The organism is Synergistales bacterium, from assembly GCA_021736445.1.
Classification (GTDB): domain Bacteria; phylum Synergistota; class Synergistia; order Synergistales; family Aminiphilaceae; genus JAIPGA01.
In genome coordinates, this window is the sequence record JAIPGA010000046.1 from 1 (window position 1) to 18,440 (window position 18,440).

Annotated in this window: 18 protein-coding genes; 7 read left to right on the top strand and 11 right to left on the bottom strand. The window is 60.2% G+C overall.

Going from position 1 to position 18,440, the window contains the following annotated elements:
* The coding region (locus K9L28_07640) for a Sapep family Mn(2+)-dependent dipeptidase (GenBank protein MCF7936195.1) at nucleotides 1-639 on the bottom strand (639 nt) is incomplete at its 3' end.
* Between the two features lie 383 nt (nucleotides 640-1,022).
* On the opposite strand from K9L28_07640, the gene proC reads away from it, so the two are divergent.
* Nucleotides 1,023-1,853 (top strand): pyrroline-5-carboxylate reductase, encoded by an 831-nt coding sequence (proC, locus tag K9L28_07645; GenBank protein ID MCF7936196.1) that lies wholly within the window; start codon nucleotides 1,023-1,025, stop codon nucleotides 1,851-1,853.
* An 80-nt stretch (nucleotides 1,854-1,933) separates the two neighbouring features.
* On the opposite strand, the gene dctP is transcribed toward proC, so the two are convergent.
* The 10 genes from dctP to K9L28_07695 form a co-directional block, all read right to left on the bottom strand.
* Nucleotides 1,934-2,950, bottom strand: a complete 1,017-nt coding sequence (gene dctP, locus K9L28_07650) for a TRAP transporter substrate-binding protein DctP (GenBank protein ID MCF7936197.1) — start codon at nucleotides 2,948-2,950, stop codon at nucleotides 1,934-1,936.
* Nucleotides 2,951-3,080: 130 nt separating this feature from the next.
* Complete coding sequence (locus tag K9L28_07655) at nucleotides 3,081-4,079, bottom strand: ornithine cyclodeaminase family protein (GenBank protein ID MCF7936198.1); 999 nt, start codon at nucleotides 4,077-4,079, stop codon at nucleotides 3,081-3,083.
* A 36-nt stretch (nucleotides 4,080-4,115) separates the two neighbouring features.
* Entirely contained in the window at nucleotides 4,116-5,114 is a 999-nt protein-coding gene (locus tag K9L28_07660) for an ornithine cyclodeaminase family protein (protein ID MCF7936199.1), read from the bottom strand.
* 37 nt (nucleotides 5,115-5,151) lie between these two features.
* Nucleotides 5,152-6,756 (bottom strand): L-serine ammonia-lyase, iron-sulfur-dependent, subunit alpha, encoded by a 1,605-nt coding sequence (gene sdaAA, locus K9L28_07665; GenBank protein MCF7936200.1) that lies wholly within the window; start codon nucleotides 6,754-6,756, stop codon nucleotides 5,152-5,154.
* 15 nt (nucleotides 6,757-6,771) lie between these two features.
* Nucleotides 6,772-7,875: an NAD/NADP octopine/nopaline dehydrogenase family protein gene (locus K9L28_07670; protein ID MCF7936201.1), complete on the bottom strand. Its 1,104-nt coding sequence runs from the start codon at nucleotides 7,873-7,875 to the stop codon at nucleotides 6,772-6,774.
* Between the two features lie 78 nt (nucleotides 7,876-7,953).
* Nucleotides 7,954-9,267 carry a TRAP transporter large permease gene (locus tag K9L28_07675; GenBank protein MCF7936202.1) on the bottom strand — a complete coding sequence of 438 codons (1,314 nt, stop codon included), beginning with the start codon at nucleotides 9,265-9,267 and terminating at the stop codon, nucleotides 7,954-7,956.
* Between the two features lie 5 nt (nucleotides 9,268-9,272).
* Nucleotides 9,273-9,791 (bottom strand): TRAP transporter small permease subunit, encoded by a 519-nt coding sequence (locus K9L28_07680; protein MCF7936203.1) that lies wholly within the window; start codon nucleotides 9,789-9,791, stop codon nucleotides 9,273-9,275.
* Nucleotides 9,792-9,859: 68 nt separating this feature from the next.
* Complete coding sequence (locus K9L28_07685; protein ID MCF7936204.1) at nucleotides 9,860-10,246, bottom strand: GrdX family protein; 387 nt, start codon at nucleotides 10,244-10,246, stop codon at nucleotides 9,860-9,862.
* Nucleotides 10,247-11,590, bottom strand: coding sequence for a glycine/betaine/sarcosine/D-proline family reductase selenoprotein B (locus K9L28_07690; protein MCF7936205.1), 1,344 nt, complete (start codon nucleotides 11,588-11,590; stop codon nucleotides 10,247-10,249). It abuts the gene before it with no gap.
* Between the two features lie 22 nt (nucleotides 11,591-11,612).
* On the bottom strand, nucleotides 11,613-12,947 hold the full coding sequence (locus K9L28_07695; GenBank protein MCF7936206.1) for a glycine/sarcosine/betaine reductase component B subunit: 1,335 nt from the start codon (nucleotides 12,945-12,947) through the stop codon (nucleotides 11,613-11,615).
* Between the two features lie 242 nt (nucleotides 12,948-13,189).
* Here K9L28_07695 and K9L28_07700 point away from each other — a divergent pair, with 242 nt between their 5' ends.
* From K9L28_07700 to K9L28_07725, 6 genes are all read left to right on the top strand, one after another.
* Entirely contained in the window at nucleotides 13,190-13,915 is a 726-nt protein-coding gene (locus K9L28_07700) for an FCD domain-containing protein (protein MCF7936207.1), read from the top strand.
* 64 nt (nucleotides 13,916-13,979) lie between these two features.
* Complete coding sequence (locus tag K9L28_07705; GenBank protein ID MCF7936208.1) at nucleotides 13,980-14,411, top strand: MOSC domain-containing protein; 432 nt, start codon at nucleotides 13,980-13,982, stop codon at nucleotides 14,409-14,411.
* Between the two features lie 126 nt (nucleotides 14,412-14,537).
* The gene (locus K9L28_07710; protein ID MCF7936209.1) at nucleotides 14,538-16,274 is read left to right on the top strand and encodes a carbon starvation protein A; all 1,737 of its coding nucleotides are present in this window, start codon (nucleotides 14,538-14,540) and stop codon (nucleotides 16,272-16,274) included.
* A 47-nt stretch (nucleotides 16,275-16,321) separates the two neighbouring features.
* Nucleotides 16,322-16,603: a hypothetical protein gene (locus K9L28_07715; GenBank protein MCF7936210.1), complete on the top strand. Its 282-nt coding sequence runs from the start codon at nucleotides 16,322-16,324 to the stop codon at nucleotides 16,601-16,603.
* A 12-nt stretch (nucleotides 16,604-16,615) separates the two neighbouring features.
* On the top strand, nucleotides 16,616-17,566 hold the full coding sequence (locus K9L28_07720; GenBank protein MCF7936211.1) for an ArsA family ATPase: 951 nt from the start codon (nucleotides 16,616-16,618) through the stop codon (nucleotides 17,564-17,566).
* A gap of 15 nt (nucleotides 17,567-17,581) precedes the next feature.
* Entirely contained in the window at nucleotides 17,582-18,274 is a 693-nt protein-coding gene (locus K9L28_07725) for a hypothetical protein (protein ID MCF7936212.1), read from the top strand.
* Nucleotides 18,275-18,440: the final 166 nt, after the last annotated feature.

Consider the following 18,440-nt stretch of genomic DNA (forward strand, 5'->3'; position numbering starts at 1 on the left):
GGCCACGCCCCCCTGCAGCGACTCTACCTGAACGCCCTCGCCAGGCCGGAAGGGGGCGGCGATCCCGGCCATGATGATGCCCTTCTCGCCGTTGATCAGGGGGTACTCGGCGTCGGGGGTGAAGCCCGCAACAGGCAGTTCCTGTCCCGCTTCCACGTACCGCTTGACGGCGCCGCTGCCGTGCTCCTCGTTGGTGCCGGCCATGATCCGGATGCGCCGTTCCGGGGCAAATCCCTCGTCGGCCAGGACCTTCAATGCGTAGAGAGCGCAGACCAGCGGCCCCTTGTCGTCCAGCACGCCCCGTCCGTAGAGCTTGCCGTCACGCTCCTCGGGGTCGTAGGGCGGCGAGCTCCAGCCTTCGCCCTCGGGGACCACGTCCACATGGCCCAGCACGGCGATCATCTCCTCGGCCTCCGGGTCGCCGTATTCGACCCAGCCCACCATGTTCTCGAAGCAACCGGTGCGGAAGCCCATACGGCTTCCGATCTCCAGAAAGGTCTCCAGCGCCTTCCGCGGCCCCGGGCCGTAGGGCGCACCCTCCTCGGGTCCACTCCCCACGCTGGGGACCGCCACCAGTTCCCTGACGGTCTCCACAATCCCGGGGCGCAGGGCCTCGATCCGTTTCCGCATAGCTGTCATAGAATCGCCGCAACGCCGCTCCGGACGCTGCCGCTCTCCCCCTTTGTCGTTGAGGTTCCGGGGAACAGCCTTCCCCACCAGTAGGATACACGAAAGCGGGGCCCATCTCCCGCGGATTTGACAGCCCCCGGGAAAGGGGATAGGATATCGGCTATCATTGTACAGATAGCGTAGTGAGGTGCCAAACATGGCAGGTTGTTTCAGGACAGTCCACACCATCAATCCGTGTGTCCCGCCGGTAGTCGGTCACCGCAGTGCCCGGAGCGGGCCGCCTGTGTCCTGAACGCACCGAAAGCGCAGCAGGAGGACATACAGGGCCATCGCCTTCCGGGGCGGTGGCCCTTTCTGTATGGTCACTCAACTATCACGGGGAGGGGTCACAAATGGAACAGGAAAAGCACTGTCGCGTCGCCATCATCGGAGCGGGTATCGTCGGGGGATCCATCGTCGATGCCCTGGCGCCGTTCTGCCGGATCACGGCAACCCGGAGGAAGGAGGAACGCCTCAAGGGATTCCGTGAAGCGGGCATCGATGCCACCACCGACAACCGGGAAGCGGCCCGGGAGGCCGATGTCGTCCTGGTGTGCGTCAAGCCCGGACAGGTGGTGCCCGTCCTGCACGAGATCGCACCGGAGGTGGGGGGGAAACCGGTGGTCTCCTTCGCCGCAGCCATCTCGCTGGATATTCTGAAAAAGGCGGCACCGGAGGCACACATCGCCAGGGCCATGACCAACGTGGCCGTGCGCGTCCGTAAGGGCTACACCCTCTACACGCTTTCAGAGGACTACGGAACCGGGGAGGCCACCACGGTCGCCTCTATCCTGGGGTATCTCGGCGAGATCCAGCCGGTGGAAGAACAGTATCTCGATGTGCTCACGGCCATGTCGGGCTCCGGGCCGGCCTACATCTTTACCGTAGTGGAATCCATGGTCTACGGCGCCCTGCGGGAAGGCCTGCCCAGGGATCTTGCCCTCCAGGCGGCGGCCCACACGGCCATCGGTGCCTCCCACCTGTTGCTGGAATCGGGGGAGCACCCCGCGGAGCTTCGGGACCGGGTGGTCACACCGGGAGGGGTCACCATCGACGGGATCTACGAACTGGAGGAGAGCCGCATCCGCACGGCCTTCATGAAGGCCATCAGTGCCGCATCCTCCAGGGCCAGGGTACTGGCGGACCAGGCGAGGGAGCAGGCGCGGGAAGAGGCCGGTATGTAAGCAAGGCCGGGAAGAGCGAAACTCTTCCCGGCCTTTTACGCTACGTTTCCTGAGACTACGATAAGCTTCTACAAGCTGCCTTAGTGCTCGTATCCAATAGCCTTTTTGACCCTGTCGAAGTATTCCTTGCCGATATCCTTCTCGATCTCAGGCCATACCTCTTCGCGGACCCTCTCAGCCATGGCGTTGAGCTGATCCTGGTTAAAGGTGACAATCTTGATGCCTTCGTCGGCAAGTTTGTCCATATTTTCCTCTTCGGCAGCTTCGGCTTCGCCCCATCGCTTCTCTTCAAGCTTCCTGCCCATTTCCGTCAGCAACTTCTGGTCTTCCTCGGAGAGGCTCTCCCAGAGGTCCTTGTTCATGTACCACCACCACATCTCGAAGTGGTCGTTGACGGCATGATACTCGGTCAGCAGGTCACGGAAGTTGGCGTAGTAGCCTTCAGCACCGCCGCCGATAACGCCCTCGACGATGTTGGTCTGCAGAGCCGTAAAGGCCTCTGCCCAGGGAATCGGTGTCGCCAGGTATCCAAGGGATTCAGCGGTGAGCTCGAAGGATTTGATCGGCGGCACCCGGATCTTCACCTTCTTCGGCACAGTGGGATCGCCGGGTGAGGGGACGGAGGTCATCAGACCGATCCCGCCGTAGTAGCAGGGCCATCCGGAGATGAGATGGATGTTCTCGTTCTCCCGCAGTACCTCTTCCACTATCTTGTAGACTTCGCCCTCTGGGCCGAAAAGTTGCTCCGCCTCTTCATAGTTCGTTGCAATATAGGGTGCGGCGGGAAGGTTGAGGGCCTTGCTGACCGTGGTCCCAAGGCAGGCGAGCTGCATCTCCACGGCACCCATGGAGACACGCTCCTGGACCACCGTGTAGTCGCCGAGCTGGCCGGCCGGATAGACTTCAATCGCGAAGTCGCCGTCGGATTTCTCTTCAATCTGGTTGACGAGCCAGTTCACATCCTTGTCAATGTCCGTACCTGTCGGACGGATATGCCCGATCTTCCAGTTGTACTCGGCAGCAAGGGCCGCCCCTGCCGTCACGGTGACCATTACAATTGCCAAAACCAGACCAATTACATACCATTTGCCCTTCATTGCTCTACCTCCTCTTTCTTCAGCCTTCTCCTTCGGTGAATCTCTGCACACTCGCGCTCTTGGTTTCTCTCGGCATGCTCCCCCTCAAGGCTTTTCTCATCACCCCCTTTCAATCCATTCCCTTCACTGGTTACTCGAAAAAGGAGTACCGCGTACCCATCCCCCTCTCCAGGGCCTTTTGATAGGCCAAAGAGGCGACGGCTACGTCCATTGCCCCCGTACCGATGGGGATGCACATAATGCGTTCCCCAGGTGACTCCCGGCCTTTCTTTGTACCGGTCACGACCTCGCCAAGGGTGGCATAGATGTCTTCACTGCCCAGGCGCCCCGACTCGCTGACCTCTTTCAGTGCCCCCCGGTGGAGACACTGGTCTATGTGATCGACGATGATTTTGTCCACAGAAAGGACAAGATCATCGGCACACTCCCTGAATGAACCCATCGGGCAGACCGTCATTCCTTCTTTGACGAAATCGTTGGTGATGAATTTGTTCCGTGCGTGTGTTACGGAAACAAGCACATCCGCGCCTTCAGCCGCCTCCTCGGGGGAAGAAGCTTTGTGTATCGGCGCCTTCACTTTATCCCCCATTTCATCGGAGAAGCGCTGAAGTGCTTCTTCAGATATATCATACACCTGATAGGCCTGAACATCGAAAACAGAAGAAATGGCAAGGACCTGTGTACGGCCCTGCGCTCCCGCTCCATACAGGCCGATAGTGGGATGTTTTACATCGTTCAGGAGATACTTGAGCGCAACCGCTGCCTGGGCGCCGGTACGGAGGTTTGTGACAAGCATGCCGTCCATGGCAGCGAGGAAGTGACCATTATTGGGATCCACCAGCAGAACAAGGCCATTGATATAGGGAAGACCCTGTTTGGGGTTGTTCTCCCATCCTCCAACCCACTTCAGCCCAGCTGTCTGCTGCCACCCTACGTACGCCGGCATGGCGTTCATACCCGCCATGAAGGGAAGGCCGCTCGGCCCGTCACCAAGATCAAGGTGCACCTTCGTCGGATTGATGACTGTTCCTTCACCCATGCCGCGGAAGGTCCGTTCAACGCTCTCCACGACCTCCGGCATGGAGATGACCTCCTCCAGTTCATGCCGCTTCAGAAGCAGAGTTTCCATAATTCCACCCCCACCATCTAACGTGCGTCCATTTGCCTATGCAAACTCGTAGAAACCACCGAGTCCCTGTTCCTCCGCTCGCTGCAGCACGATACCGGCAACGGCGATGTCCATCGCTCCTGTCCCTATGGGGATGCAGAGGACATTATCGCTCTCCTCCACCTTACCCGGAGCCTTCCCGGCGACAACATCGCCGATGGTTGTAAAGATATCCTTTTCCGTGATCCTGCCTGCCTCGCTGAGCTCCTTCAGCGCACCCCGGTGCAGGCACTGCCCCACGTGGTCGACGATGATCTTGTCGGCCTTGAGAATGCTTTCGTCGTCACACTCCTGGTAGGAGCCCATGGGGAAAAGCTTGGTCTCCGGCTGCAGCCATTCCCGCTTGACGAACTTGTCCTTGGATTGGGTCACGCAGATCACCGCGTCCCCTTGGGCCGCTTCTTCGGGGCTGTCGGCAATGATAATGTCGCCTTTGACGAGACCCTGCATATCCTCCTTGTAGCGATTGCTCGCCTCTGTGTTGATGTCATAGACATGGACCTCATCGATAGTAAAGAGCTCAGCAATGGCCATGGTCTGGGTATGCCCCTGCATGCCGGCCCCGTAGAGACCGATCTTTATATTCTTTTTGCTGGGATAGAGATACTTCAGAGCAACCGCCGTCTGGGCCCCGGTACGGAGGTTGGTAATGTGTGCTCCGTCCATAACGGCCTTGAAATCGCCTACTTTTGGGTTCAGAAGCAGGATCAGAGAGGTGATGTAGGGAAGCCCCTGCTTGCGCCGCTCGCCGAGGAAGCCACCCGCCCACTTGATCCCGGCGATATCCTGCCATCCCACATATGCGGGCATGGCGTTCATGAAGCCCTCGTAGGGCGGAAAAGGCGCCGTTTCTCCGAGGTCAAGGCCGACCTTTGTCGGGTTGACGACAGTCCCCTCTCCCATCCCACGGAAGGTCTTTTCCACAGCATCAACCACGTCTTTCATGGTGATTAGCCCTTGCACCTCTTCCTGGCTCAGCAACTTCGTCTGAAACATACAACTCCCCCCTGACTGGTTATTCTTTATTTCTTCACTATGAACCGCTCTTCGCCTCGCCGGCGGCACCTCCGGCGAGGCGGGCCAGCCACTCCTCCTTCAGGCGATGGGCCGTCTTCGTGCTCCCCAGGCCTCCAATTGTCGTATCCCTGAGTTCCTCCGGCAACAGTGTCTGCACGTTTAGCAATGCGTCGATGACCTCGTCAGGCGGTATAACGCTTTTGATACCTGCGCAGGCCATATCGGCTGCCGAAAACGCATTGGCGACCCCCACTGCGTTCCTTTTGATACAGGGCACTTCCACCGGTCCGGCCACGGGGTCGCAGGCCAGGCCGAGCATGCTCTTCAGCGCCAGCGCAAAGGCCTCGGCGGTCTGCTCAGCCGCACCTCCCCCGATATGGGCGAGGGCGGCCGCCGCCATCGCCGACGCTACGCCGATTTCCGACTGGCACCCTCCCATGGCACCTGAAACAGGCGCTTTCGCGGCGACGAGTACACCGAATATACCCGCCACCAGAAGTCCTTCGACAATTTTTCCCTCTTCGACATCCATCAATTCGGCCACACTGGCCAGTGCTCCCGGAAGCACTCCGCAGGATCCCGCTGTCGGAGCGGCACAGACCTTCCCCATGGAGGCATTGACCTCCATGCTGGCAATAGCCTTGGCTATGGCCAGCGAAACCACAGGCCCGGAAAGAGTGTCAGCTCTTTTGTATCTCTCAAAAAGACGGTGCGCGTCATCACCGGGCATGATGCCCCCCACCATGGGGTTGTCCCCGCAAAGCCCCCTGTCCGCCGCTTCCTGCATCACCTTCCACACCATCTGAAGGCGGTCATGTACTCCCTGAGGCGCAAGGCCGCTCCTGCTCTTTTCAAACTCTTCCAGCACAGATACCAGAGAAACATTCTGCTGATGGGCATGCTCAATCATTCGTTCAATTGTCGTAAAGGGCGGCTCATAAGGCGCAGCAGCATAATACTCGTACAGGGAAGGAAGCGACCTTACCCGCACCACCCCAGCAATTGCACCGAGGAATTGGAGCAGTTTCTCTCCTGGGGGCTCTTTGACCTGGCATGTCACCAGATCCCACCGGGCCCCTTCGTGGAGTGTGCAGGATTTGTGGAGCTTCTCCTTCAAGGATTCCGCCGCGCTGCCCCCCTTGCCGGCCTCACAGAACAACAGAAGCAGCGGTTCCTTCCCGTGAAGGTCCACAGAAACCCCGTCCACCGAAGCGATCATGATTTCCCCGCCGCCTACGGTCACACTCTCTATTTCCAGGCTCACCCCGCCGCCGGCAAGGCTGAGCTCGATGGTATTGGGGTTCTTCCCCGCCGTTTTTTCAGGATGAATTGCCACCTCTATTCCCTGTTGCTCAGCTCTCTTTCTCGCCACAGCAATGGCAGGATCATCAATAGGCATCCCGAGCAGCCCCGCAATGACACCAGCGTCGGTCATATGTCCCTGGTAGGTCTCCGCAAGGGAGCCGTACATGGTGACGTCCACCCCTTCGGGCTGCCCGCCAAAAATCCACCGCGCCATTAACCCGATTCGGACTGCCCCTGCCGTGTGTGAACTGGAAGGTCCTGTCATTACCGGACCAAGAACATCAAAGATACTCATCAGTTCGCTGTGGATATCCATGGAATCCCCCCGCTCCTAACCGACAGTGCCTGTTTTAATATAGTGGAGGAGTCCTTCAGCATCGGAAAAGTCTGCTCCGATAGAAGATAGCGTCCTCCCCTGCCGGCGGAAGTCCGTGGCGTTCACCGTACCGGCCAGCGTGATGATACTTTCGATATGGGGACAGGGAACCCCGGCCTTGGCTCCAAAAGAGGCTACAGGAACAAGGAGATAGGGCACGTCCTCTGTCAGGTATCTGTGGGAGAGCGTTCCGGGGGCATCCGCTCCATGCTGCGAGTAGACCCTGTTGTTCTGGAGAGCATCATAGAGTGTCTCCCCCTGCAGTCTGTAGGTTCGTTTCATCCACTCCAGTTCCGACTCAAGGGAGAGCCCCAGGGTGCTGCCTATGGCGAGACGCTCACCGTCCATGGCCTCGACAACCTTGCAGACCGAAGGACTCATGCCGTCCGTGTAAAAACGGAAGGAATCCTGCGGTGACTCGATCCGGGCCGCATTCATGATCATGGTTGGGCAGTGGACAATCATATTGAGATTGGAAAAGGATGTTTCAAGCACGTTCTGCGCCCCAATAAGGGGAATGGGGAAAAACTCCTTGACAGCTTCTATCACCTCACTGCTTTTCTGCGAGGGGAAGACACCTATGGTGACATCGGTTTTCACACCCCATATATCCACAACACCGGGCTCCACCTGACGGCACGCATAGGGCAAGGTGTTGGTCTCAGCCAGAGTCGGCCGGTTTATCTGACCTTCCTCCTCTACCCACAGTGCCATTTCCAACGTACCGAAGTTACCAGGGATAAAAAGCACCGTTTCCACGTTTTCAAGGTAGGGCCGGGCCATACGCATCATCGGCCGCTGGGCGAAGGAGGGCGCAACCAGGATCACCACGTCGGCCCCGTCAAGAGCTTCCGAGGGGGAGGTGGTCACACACTGGATTTTGCCGAATGCTTCCAGGGCTCCCTTGAGCTCCACACCTCCCCGGCTATGTATTGCCCTCACTTTTTCCTCAAAATCAGGATGTTCCAACAACCGCACGGGGAAGCCGTTACACGCAATATGACCAGCCAGCGCTTGACCTCCATTTCCTGCCCCTATTACAGCTATAGTCGGACTCATTTGCCTCCCCCCTCTCTAGGAAATCCCCAGGCGCCCTGGCACAATGGCCAAGAGCCGCCTGGGCTCTCCATATTGAAGCTAATTCACGTATCCCAGGACAGTGGGAAGCCACATGGAAAGGGGCTCCCAGTAGGTAGTGAGGAAGACCACCGGGACATACCCAAGGAGCAAAAATATCATTGTTGGCTTCAGAATATCTGTAAACTCGCAGTTTCCTACCCGCATTCCAAGGTACAGTATGCTTGCGTAGGGGGGTGTCACGCCGCCCATGGCCAGGTTTGTTCCCATAATCGCCGCAAGCTGGATCGGGCTCATTCCCATCTGCTGGACAAGGGGCAGAAGAAGCGGAGCGAGCAGAATGATACCCGTAACATCATTGACAATCATCCCAACAACAAAAAGGAAAATATTGATGAACAGCAGAATGAGAAAATAGTTATCAGTTAGAGCAAACACCGTCTCCACAATCATCTGCGGTACCCGAAGCATTACGTAGGTCTGGCTGAGGATCAGCGTAAAGATGATCATGGTCATAATCGCACCGACCGATGTTGCCGCCTCTCTGACAACAGGCAGAAAAGTGCTCGGTTTGAGGCCCTTGTAGATAAAAAATCCTATGGGAAGAGCGAGGATTGCGGCAACAGCCGCCGCCTCGGTGGGGGTGAACACTCCACCGTAGATACCACCGAGAATGACGACAGGAATCGCTAGCGCCGGGAGAGCCCGCACAAAACGAATGGGGATCTCCCTACGCTTTTTGGCGAGGACTTCCGGATCCTCCAGCACGAGGCTGGGCATTTTTTTGGCCCAGACAAGATTGATCGTGGAGAAAAGGGCGGTAATGAGGACACCAGGCCCTACCGTTGCCAGGAAACAGGCAAGGATGGACGTCTCCGTGATCCACCCGTAGATAATCATGATGACGCTGGGAGGGATCAGGAGACCGAGGATGGAAGAAACGGTCACAAGCGCCGTGGCGTACCCCCGGGGATAGCCCCGCTCCACCATGCGGGGAATCATGATCGGGCCTGTCGCGGCGACGCCGGTAAAGCCACTGCCTGAAATGGCGCCGATAATGGCACAGGTTACGGCGCAAACCACACCGATGCCGCCTCGTATCCTTCCCACAAAGATGTCCACAAAGTTCAGGAGCTTGTCGGCGATGCCGCTGTTGGCCATCAAGACCCCCGCAAAGATAAAGAGAGGGCTGGCCAGAAGCACCATGTTGATCATCTGGTTGAAGCCCCACATCATCATGCTCGCCATGGAGACGCCACCGAAGACACTCATGAAGAAGAGAGCGCCACCAAAGCAGAACGGCAGAGGGACACTCATGACGAGGAGGAACACCAGGATAATAAAATCGATAAGGACAACTGTCGTTAATTCCATGACGTTCAGCCCCTTTTCTCCTGCAGCATGGTTTTGAGACCCAGCACATACTGCCCGAGCTCAACTGTCGTGTATATGGCCATGAGGACCAGGCAGATAAAGAGCGCACTCTCACCGATAAAGAGCGGAATGTAGAGCATGTTGCTCAGCTTCCAGACCTTCAGTGAATAGAGGAAATACTCGTAGGCCCAGTAGGTGAGCCAAAGACAGATGGCCAAGGATATCGCCGACTTGATGATCTTCAACCATTGTAGCTTAAATGGGTTTTTGATATAGACGCTGACTACGTTACATTCGATATGCTTCTTTTCCATCGAAGCATTTGCGCCGCCCAAAAGGTACAACCATATCGCCGGGAAAAGGATCAGCTCCTCGATTCCCATAAGTGGTACTTGCAGGACATAACGCAGAATGACCTGCACAAACATAAGTATTGTTACCCCCATGATCAATACAAAGAGTATGAGCCCCTGAACCGTATACACGAGTGACCAGATATTGCGCACAAAACGCGGTATCGCCATACTGCCCCTCCTCTCTGTTGCTATCTACAACCAGAAACCGATGCGCTGCGTTATCCCTACCATTGCTCTCAGATCTCGGAGCAATGCGCCTCCGCTCCCTTGAGAACAAACTCAAGGTCCAGTACGGCGTAGTCTTCCTCCAAGGACATATCGATCCGCCGATCCCTCATCGCCATGTGCACCCGGTCGATACTGTCGACCACCGCCTGTATCCCCCGTGCGTCGACCTCTCTCCCACCTGAGTGCCTGAGCAGAAGCGAGCGGTAGGGATTGCAGACAAGCCGGATACTCCCCGCCAGCGGGTGCGTCACAAGCCTGTAGCCCTCTTCGAGGTACTGCAGCGACCTGTTCAGCACATCAATGGCGTTTCCCTCCACCGCCACTGTCCGGCCGCACCTCCGGATCACCAGGGGATTGTTGGTGAGCAGGACCTCATCCAGCGCAATTCCGGCCATCTAGCCATCGCCTCCTGCGACAGCGGGTTCGCCCTTCCGGAAGACCCGCTGTTCCTCCAGGGACGTGCAGACCGCAGCAAGCGCCCTCTGGAGCAGCTCCATCCGTATCTCCATCTCTTCTTCATGGTTTTCTGATGAAGGGTCGCCCACCGGGTGGGGGATGGCGACCCCCTGGACGATCCGATTGGCACCGACGGTCAGGGCGATACTCGGGATCGCCGTGATCAGCGCGGCAGGCAGACCCGCCCGCTCCAGCTCTCTCGCCAGCGTTGCGCCGCAACGCGTTCCGGTCCCTCAGGTGGAGGTCATCACCACAGCCTGCACACCCTCGTTGACGAGCATCTCCGCGATCTCCCGGCCGTACCGTTCGGCGGAGGCGACGGCCGTTACGTTCCCGACGGTGACAAAGTACCTGTCCAGCAGGGCGCGGAAGGCTCCCGCGCGCTCCAGACGCCGCATCCCGTCAAGGGGCAGGACCCTGTCGGGGGCCTCATTGGCCGGTACGGGATCGTAGCCGCCGTGGGCCACCTCGAAATCTCCTGCCGGCAGGGAGTCAAGACCGACGAGGGAGTAGGAACACCACTTGGAGGCATTGTGGGCCTCGATTCTGTCGGGGTTGCCCCGGGGGACGATGCCCCCTTCCGTGCCTATGGCCAGCAGGGCATCCTCCAGCCTCTCCAGGGGCGGCGCCGGTGGAACGTGGTCGAAGACCGGCATGGGAAGCTCCGTCGTGAAGGGTTCTCCGTCGAGCTTGTGCAGCAGCATCCGCACAGCCCTGACGGATCCCCTGACATCCCTTCTCGTGTTGACCCTGATCCCCCGGGGGAAGTAGCCTTCCTCTTCCGGGGCTCCAAGGCCCCCTTCGTCGAGCAGACGCAGCGCCATGCCAATCATCTGCGGCAGAACGCTTCTCATCTTGCTCGCCGAATCCCCCGTTCGGAGGATATAGGCGTATTTCCTGCCCATCTCGACACCGGGGTTCGCCTCGTGCATCCCCGAAACGGCGGGGATGGCCAACTCCCGGGTGACGGCGGAGCAGAGCGATGCGCAGGCGGTCCCGTAGCGCCCCGCCGCGAAGGCGGGCCCCGCAACGAGGAGATCCGGCGCGACCTCCCGGACCCGGGGGAGTACGGTTGCGACGAAGTCCTCGGGGTGTTCCGCGGCGTAGTTGTCCCCGCACACGACGGTACGCAGGATACGCAGACGCCCCTCGGAACGACGTTCCAGCTCGCTCCCGAAACCGATGGCTCCATCCCGGAAGAAGGGCGGCTCGTTGGCGCTGTGCTCGCCGCCGATACCGGCGAAAAACTGGTTCATGTAGTGCAGGACCCTGAATTGCTTCATCCCAGACACCTCTGCTTCCCGGCTAAATCGCCCTGGTGGTGAGATTTTCGGCACCCAGTTCGTTGGTCGAACCCATGATGCCGGCGATCTCCAGCTCGATGGAGCCGTCCTCGCGCAGGCTTCCGGAGTGCCCGCCGGTGATCCGCTCCACAGCTTCGAGATGGCCGATCGTCTCGTCCATGGGCGGCAGGACCACCACCTCGTTCCCGTTGCCGCCTGTCACCACCGCGTCGGCCTCTTCGGTGATATCGGCAAGCCCCGGCGAGGCGCCATCCCTCCCGGCGTATTCGTCGGTGACGAGCACCGTTTTGATCCCGGCCTGTTCCAGGAGTCGGGTGGTCAGCATCAGGTCGCTCTCCGGGTTTCCGCCGCCGTCCTCGGCCACAATGGCCCCTTCGGCGCCCAGATAGCGGGCCAGTTTCAGCACCTGCAGGCTGTTCCGCTTTTTCTCGGCGAAGGCCGTCCGCACCGGCTGGGCGATGATGCCCAGGAAGGCCAGGCTCTTTCCGTGTTCCGCGAAGAGATCCTCGATGATCGGGTCCTGCTGGTGGTGGTAGGTGGTGTGCTTGTGACAGGGCGCGGCGCAGTTGCCGCTCACCAGGGCCCCATCCATATGCTCCGTGGGCGTCATCACGAACGGCAGCGACGCCTGCCGGACATTCAGCCCGTAGAGATGGTTGTCGTGCAGCAGCCCCTGGGCGAGGACCTGCCGGACATAGACCACCCTGTGGAGACCCCGGTACCGTGCCGACATTTCCGGGAGCGTCTCGAGAGGATAGTGGGTTTCCTCGAATTCCTCTGCTTCCGGTGCCGCCTCGCCGAGTTGCCGGGCCGCCTTGATCCCGGCCTCCCTGACGGCCCGTTCGTGGTCGTGCTTCCCGATGCCTTCCCTGGGCTCGATCACCACCACGAGATTGCAGAGCCTCGAAAAGAGCGAGTAGGCCGCACCGGGCCCGGACATATCGATAAGTCCCTCCTGGAAGTTCACCAGCTTTCCGGAGGTCACCACACCGACCCCGTCCAGAAAGGCGGTCGTCCCCTCGCCGGCGAGCGCCTCGACCTCTCCGCCCAGCGAACCCGGGAAGACCGAACCCGCCCCGTGGAGCTTCACGGCGGGCGCGATCACATCCTTGACCGGGATGACCCTCTTCGACTCCCCCGGCCTGGCAACCTTCAGCGACACCGAATCGATATGGGGGTCCTCCAGGATCTCCCGACACAGCCTCTCTTCATCCACAACCAGAGTGGAACCCTTCAGTGTCGTCTTCTCTCCGAGGACGACATCCGTAACCCTGATCCTCCTGAGCGCAAAAAATCCGGGGGGCGCGGAGAGGTTTCCTTTTGCCTGTTCTGTCATCCCGGTCTGTCTGTGCACGTCTCTCACCTCATCAGCACAAATGGTTTCACGGAACACTCGGACAAAGAACATCCCCTGTCGCGGTGGACAATCTGCAACGTCGCGATACAATGCCTTTGGCGTACGTCATTGTGGTCTTGTCTGGTTGTCAGACAGCTTCGTTGTGGATACACTCTACCGTACCAGAACAGCCACGTCAACCAGACAGTGCATCCTCTTTGTAACCGAATGGGAGTGATCTTTTGGAAAGCCACCCCTACCTCAAACCGCTGAAAAAGAAAAGCGTCGCCGACGAGGTGCTGCTGCGGATGATCGAGGCGATCAAAGCAGATACCTGGCGGGGGGGAGAGGCCATACCGGGTGAAACCGCGCTGGCCGAGATGTTCCAGGTCAGCCGGGCCTCCGTGCGGGAGGCGCTGCGGGTACTCTCCTTCTTCCGGATCATCGAGTCCCGCCCCGGCCGGGGACGGGTGCTGGCCGAGAACTACCCCACGCTCCTGGCCAACACCGAACTGATGCGGGCGCTCAACAACGCGCCGCCGCTGGACGAGCTCTTCGAACTGCGTCTCGTTCTGGAAACGGAGGTCGCCGGCTGGGCCGCCCAGCGGGCTGCGGGAGAGGACATCGCCAGACTTGAAGCGATTCTGCGTCAGCCGGCGGAGAAGGAGCCGCCGACAGCACCCAGCGATATCCTGGGCAGTCCCTTCCACCGGGCGCTGGCGGAGATCAGCGGCAATCAGCTGCTCATCAAGGTGATCGATTCCATCCACCTGGAGCTCGCCTACCAGCGGATCCAGTTCGCCCGGCTGACCGAAACGGACCTGGCCCTCTTCGATACCCAGCACCGCGAGCTCCTCCGCCTCGTGAAGGGCGGCAGGGCGGAGGAGGCCAGAGCCCTGATGCGCCGGCATATCATCTATGCCTGGGACCGTCTGTCGTCAAAGGGAGAGACGGTCCGGGAACCATAGTGTTCCTCTTGCGTCAACAGCTGGTACAATCCACTGGACGTCACACTCGCGAGGAGGAATCCATATGAAGGGCACCATCGTCGCCGTATGTACCGCCGCCGGCAAGGGAACGCACAAAGAGGATATCCGTCGGGGAAGGCTCGTGGAGGGACGGGGGCTCGAAGGCGACGCCCACGCGGGCTTTGCCCACCGGCAGGTGAGCATGCTCTCCCTGGAGGATATCGAAGGCATGCAGGAGCAGCTCCCGGCACTCCGGCCGGGAAGCTTTGCGGAGAATCTGACCGTCCGGGACATGGACCTTTCGACGCTCCAGCTCGGCGACAGACTGCAGGTCGGCGAGGCCCTCCTGGAGCTCAGCCAGATCGGCAAGGAGTGTCACAGCCGGTGTGAGATCTTCCACCAGACAGGGGACTGCATCATGCCGCGCAAGGGGCTCTTTTTCAGGGTCCTCCGCGGCGGCGAGGTGGCGGCAGGCGATACCGTTCATCTCCTGTAACATGACCGAAAGGGGGAACCGGCAGCGTCGGAAGGTCTGATTGCATACACCTTCTCCCCTTGACGGACGTTGGTTCTGGGACTTTAATGGAGCCGAATGGCCTATCTTTCATGAGGAGGGTTTTGTATGACAACGCTTATTGTTGCAATTGGGGTCCTGGTCTACGTCGGTCTCTACATGACCTACGGGAAGAGGCTGGCGACCAAGATCGTCAAGGCCTCCGACGAGAACGAGACGCCGGCGTCGCGGATGTACGACGGCGTGGACTACGTGCCGGCCAAGACGCCGGTGCTCTTCGGGCACCACTTCGCCTCCATCGCCGGGGCGGCGCCGATCATCGGGCCGGTCATCGCCATGGGCTGGGGCTGGGTGCCGGCACTGCTCTGGGTCTGGTTCGGCAACATCTTCATCGGGGCCGTCCACGACTACCTGGCGCTGATGGCCTCGGTCCGCTACGACGGCCGCTCCGTGCAGTTCGTCGCCTCAGACCTCATCTCCAAACGGACCGGAAAGCTCTTCTACTGGCTCGTCTTTTTCCTCCTGATCCTGGTCATCGCCGCCTTCGGCGCCGTCATCGGCGGCATGTTCGTCAGCGATCCCGCCGTCCCCTCGGCCTTCTTCCTGATGGTCATCGCGGCGCTGATCCTGGGCATCCTCATGTACCGGGTGAAGATGAACTTCGGCCCCGCCACGATCATCGGGATCATCCTGCTCGTGGCCGCCATCTTCTTCGGCAAGCAGATGCCCTTCGAGGCAAGCTACAACACCTGGATGATCGTGCTCTTCTTCTACATCATCATCGCCTCGGCCATCCCGGTGAACATCCTGCTGCAGCCGCGGGACTACCTCAACTCCTGGCTGCTCTACTTCGGTCTGGCCATCGGCGCCATCGGCGCGGTCTTCAGCTTCCACGGCTTTACGGCGCCGGCGTTCACCTCCTTCGCCCCCATCGTCTCGGGCGGCCAGCCGAGCCCCTTCTGGCCGGTGATCCCGCTGGTCATCGCCTGCGGCTCTCTCTCGGGCTTCCACGCGCTGGTCGGTTCGGGGACATCCTCCAAACAGCTGGAGAAGGAGCATGAAGGCCTGATCATCGGCTACGGCGCCATGCTGACCGAGGGCTTCCTCTCCACGCTGGTCGTTGTGGCCGTGGCGGGCTTCGGTCTGGGGCTCATCACCGAGGCGACCGGCGAAGCGAAGGAGACCCTGACAGCCGCCAACTGGGGGCAGAACTATGTCAAGGCCATGATGGGCACCTACCCCAAGGCGGCCATGTTCACCAACGCCTACGCCCAGATGGTGGCCACCACCTGGCTGAACTTCATCCCCACCGCTATCGTGAAACTCATCGCCGGGATGTGGGTGGCCTCCTTCGCCCTGACCACACTGGACACCACCAACCGCCTGGCCCGCTACACCCTCTCGGAGATCTGCCTGCCGCTGAAGCGGGGCAGCGAAGGGCTCTACAACACCCTCACCAACCCCTGGGTCGCCTCCACCATCCCTGCCGCAATCGGGATCTATCTCGCCTGGAGCGGCAACTTCACCATGCTCTGGCCGTCCTTCGGTTCGGCGAACCAGCTGATCGCATCCATCGCCCTCCTCACCGGCACGGCGTGGGTCAAAAAACGCCTGGGCAGCAACTGCACCATGGCGCTGATCCCGGCCTACCTCCTGTGGATCACCGTAACGGCGGCCATCGCCTGGTTCAGCTTCGTGGTCCTGCCCGGAACGATCCAGTCCAATCCGGCCAACGGCATCACCGTAGCCGTCATCGAGGCCGCCATGTTCATCATGAGCATCATCTTCATCTACGATTTCATGAAGAACAAGGACAAGGCCTGCGGCGAGAAACCGGAGATCTAGAGGAAACGTGAACGTTGACACCCAGTGAAACAGGCGGAGAGAGCGGCATGCTCCGGAAGGTCGCGGAGAGCATCCGCTCTCTCATCGCCATCATGGACGAATCGCACAGGGACAAGGCCACCGAACTGACCCGCTTCGAGGTCAAGGAGCTGGAGAACCTCTTTGTGCTGCTGCTCATGGGGTCGTTCACCGGCGTGCCCGCGCCGCCGTCGTTCATTGCGGCGGAGCTGCTGCCCCACATGGACCACGAGATCAAGGTGCTCCAGGCCAGGGCCAAGGCGTCGTCGGACTCCATGGCCGAGGTCATGGGGCTGCTCGATATCGACTAGGAAGGGACCATCATGCAGACAGTCTTTTTCACCGGCAAGGGCGGCGTCGGCAAGTCCTCGCTGTCGGCGGCGCTGGCCTGGCAGCTGGCCGATAAGGGGAACCGGGTGCTGGCCACCTCCTTCGACCCCGCCCACAACCTGGGGGACATCTTTGGGGAGCAGCTTTCCCACACCAAACGGCGCTATCAGGACACCACGCTCTTTCTGCAGGAGACCGACCTGGAGCAGTCGGCCCAGGAGTACCTCAAGGCCAACATGGGACTCCTGGAGGAGGTCTACAGCTACACCCGGACGCTGAACATGGACCGCTACTTCAAGATCCTCCGCTATTCGCCGGGTGTGGAGGAATACGCCGCACTGACCGCCATGGAACAGCTCTTCCGGGAGGAACGGAACAACTTCGACTACCTGGTGATCGACACGCCGCCCACGGGCCTCACGCTGCGCATCCTGGCGCTCCCCACGGTGACCGTCACCTGGATCGACCGACTGGTCGGCATCCGCAGGGAGATCCTCGACAAGCGCCACACCATCCACAACATCATGGGCAAGTACGACGAGGAGGGCACCAGGCTGGCCTACACGGAGAAGGACGACGCGGTCATGCAGAAGCTCCGGGAGATGCGCGACCGCTACGACAGGGTGCGGACCACGCTGGAAGGTGCCGACACGGGCATCGCCGTGGTCACCAACCCCGACTTCCTCTCCCTCCGGGAATCACAGCGTCTGCTGAAGGGGATCACGGAGCTGCAGCTGCCCCTGCGGACGCTCTTCACCAACAAGGTCACCGGAGAGAGCGAGGCAACCGCAGAGAGGCTGGAACGCGAGCTGCTCGGCACGCGGGAGGACGTCACGCGGAAACGGGTGCCGCTGATCCAGCATGAGCAACCGGCCTGCTATATCATGGACACCGATCTCGTTGCACCGCTGGGGCTTGCGCAAACACCAGGGGAACACCGGTAGGGGGACACAGCACAAATGGACGCACAGCCGATTTCCCAACAGCCGATCTTCTACCTTTTCATCGCCGCCACCATCCTGATCGCCCTGGGCTATTCCTGGGGACGCCGCCGGAGCAAAGGGATCTATCTGGACGCCTTCAACGCCCTGGTGGACACCCTGCAGCCCAGAGACCAGAACTTCACCACCATCGGCGGCCTCTCGGGCTACCACGCCAATCTCATCCCCAAACGCAACCAGCCGATCCGCCGCGTGGACGCCACCATCACCCTGCTGGCCCGGCAGTCGGTGCTCTACTACCCCGTCTCGCGGCTCACCAGAAAGTGGGACCGGCTGTTTCTCACCCTGCTCTTCGCCAAGGAGGCCCAGGGACAGATCGCCGAAGGACACCTTATCGAAAAACAGTACGAGGATTTCAAGGCCCCCAAGGTCACCAACATCGACCGGCTCAACCGCCAGGAACTGGAGTGGGAGGGCAGGACCTTCACCCTCTACTACGAAACGGGAGCGGTACGGGACGCCCTTCTGCGTCTCAAACAGAAGCTCCGCTCCCCGGGCGAGCTGCGGCATGTGGCGCTCGTCCCCGAACAGGAACAGGCCCACATCTTCCTGGTTCCCAAAAAAGGGGAGACCGCACGGCTCTTCCCGGCCATCTACCAGTGGCTCGCCGAACTCCTCGAATCGAAGGCATCCCGAACCCGCAGCGGGTAGGTGTCCACGCCCGCTGCGCCATCCTCTCCCCAGTCACTCCGTTTTCTCCCTTTTGTGCTATGATGCCATTGAGGCAAAGGGCATATTCCATTTCAGGGGGTGTAGTGTAATGTGTCACTGGAAACGGTGGCTGGTCCGTTCGCTTTTGATCACGGCGGCGTTGCTG

Excerpts from the sequence above, each read along its gene's own strand:
- K9L28_07725 (MCF7936212.1), top strand. The coding sequence starts at position 17,582 with ATGGACGCACAGCCGATTTCCCAACAGCCGATCTTCTACCTTTTCATC.
- K9L28_07710 (MCF7936209.1), top strand. The coding sequence starts at position 14,538 with ATGACAACGCTTATTGTTGCAATTGGGGTCCTGGTCTACGTCGGTCTC.
- K9L28_07705 (MCF7936208.1), top strand. The coding sequence starts at position 13,980 with ATGAAGGGCACCATCGTCGCCGTATGTACCGCCGCCGGCAAGGGAACG.
- K9L28_07670 (MCF7936201.1), bottom strand. The coding sequence starts at position 7,875 with ATGAGTCCGACTATAGCTGTAATAGGGGCAGGAAATGGAGGTCAAGCG.
- proC (MCF7936196.1), top strand. The coding sequence starts at position 1,023 with ATGGAACAGGAAAAGCACTGTCGCGTCGCCATCATCGGAGCGGGTATC.
- dctP (MCF7936197.1), bottom strand. The coding sequence starts at position 2,950 with ATGAAGGGCAAATGGTATGTAATTGGTCTGGTTTTGGCAATTGTAATG.
- K9L28_07675 (MCF7936202.1), bottom strand. The coding sequence starts at position 9,267 with ATGGAATTAACGACAGTTGTCCTTATCGATTTTATTATCCTGGTGTTC.
- K9L28_07685 (MCF7936204.1), bottom strand. The coding sequence starts at position 10,246 with ATGGCCGGAATTGCGCTGGATGAGGTCCTGCTCACCAACAATCCCCTG.
- K9L28_07695 (MCF7936206.1), bottom strand. The coding sequence starts at position 12,947 with ATGACAGAACAGGCAAAAGGAAACCTCTCCGCGCCCCCCGGATTTTTT.
- K9L28_07660 (MCF7936199.1), bottom strand. The coding sequence starts at position 5,114 with ATGTTTCAGACGAAGTTGCTGAGCCAGGAAGAGGTGCAAGGGCTAATC.
- K9L28_07680 (MCF7936203.1), bottom strand. The coding sequence starts at position 9,791 with ATGGCGATACCGCGTTTTGTGCGCAATATCTGGTCACTCGTGTATACG.
- sdaAA (MCF7936200.1), bottom strand. The coding sequence starts at position 6,756 with ATGGATATCCACAGCGAACTGATGAGTATCTTTGATGTTCTTGGTCCG.
- K9L28_07715 (MCF7936210.1), top strand. The coding sequence starts at position 16,322 with ATGCTCCGGAAGGTCGCGGAGAGCATCCGCTCTCTCATCGCCATCATG.
- K9L28_07720 (MCF7936211.1), top strand. The coding sequence starts at position 16,616 with ATGCAGACAGTCTTTTTCACCGGCAAGGGCGGCGTCGGCAAGTCCTCG.
- K9L28_07655 (MCF7936198.1), bottom strand. The coding sequence starts at position 4,079 with ATGGAAACTCTGCTTCTGAAGCGGCATGAACTGGAGGAGGTCATCTCC.